1 protein-coding gene is annotated in these 1,016 nt (G+C 55.0%); it reads left to right on the top strand.

Features of this window, described 5'->3' with window-relative positions; all coding sequences use genetic code 11:
• The first annotated feature begins 250 nt into the window (after nt 1–250).
• Nucleotides 251–820, top strand: a complete 570-nt coding sequence (locus RCH10_RS27695) for a hypothetical protein (RefSeq protein ID WP_409054856.1) — start codon at nt 251–253, stop codon at nt 818–820.
• Nucleotides 821–1,016: the final 196 nt, after the last annotated feature.

The following is a 1,016-nucleotide window of genomic DNA, read 5'->3' as shown; positions in this document are numbered from 1 at the left end:
CAGCTTCACCTCAATGGGGTAGTGCAGCCGCTTCAAAATCCTGCGTAGTGCTTCGTTCATCTTGTTCTTGCCCAGCGCTTCAGCTTACTCGTCGCGTCTTACTGCGACAGAACCCAGTAGTCTCTACTCTCCGCCTATCGCCAGGAACACTGAGGGCGCTGCCGTGGCTCCCGATTAACTCGGAAGCAGCTGAGCTGAAGGCTTGCTTGCGCGGCACATCAGCTACTCGTAAAACTTCTTGGACCTCACTATGCAGATCACGGCAAATCACATCGGCACCGTTGCGCAATCTCTCGGGCCGCTGCTCGCAATGTTTGCCCTTATTTTTACAATCAGAAGCGGCATTCAGAACAAGCGGGTAGACATCATGATGGAGTGTCATCGGCGATCTGAAGCCCTCCTGATCCTCAGACATGAGCTGTCGAAGCGGCTATTCTCCGCGAGTGACCGCTCGACGGATGCGGCTCTGGAGTCAGATGTTCAAGCGTGGGTCCAACGATTCTGGAGCCTGCAATTCGATCAGTATGAGTTCTGGCGCCGTGGGTTCATCGATGACGCATTCTTCAGGTATTGGATGCTGACGCGACACCGGGACTTTTCGAAGGCACTTACGGACCCACGTGATGCAACGCCCGCCTCCTTCGAGCAAATGATCTACGAAAAGGGACTTGAGGAGGTTTCTTGGATGTGGGACGGCACGATCTCGCCAAGCGGGGGCGACTTCAAGGGTTTCATCCAAGATGTTCGAAACAACCACATCAAACAAGCAATGAGAAAGCATGGCCCATCGCTTCTTCGCAGCTGGGGATTTTGGGGCTAGGCAGCTCTCAGGGGGCGGCGGCGGTGCTTGGTGTTTCCACCAGTCACGGCACGAGACCTGCTGGCAGTCCATTCACAGAAATCAGGTGACTCCTTAAGGCAACGCTTATATGGGCGCCTCCCGGATTGCAAGAACTCGTGTGTGTGACGATTCAGGAGGCAGGGCTGCAGTCTTATATCCGGCCTGTTGTGCAAGC

Source organism: Variovorax sp. GrIS 2.14 (genome assembly GCF_046115955.1).
In the GTDB taxonomy this organism is placed as follows: domain Bacteria; phylum Pseudomonadota; class Gammaproteobacteria; order Burkholderiales; family Burkholderiaceae_C; genus Variovorax.
The sequence above is the reverse complement of the archived record's forward strand: the minus strand, read 5'-3'. Positions and strand labels throughout refer to the sequence as shown.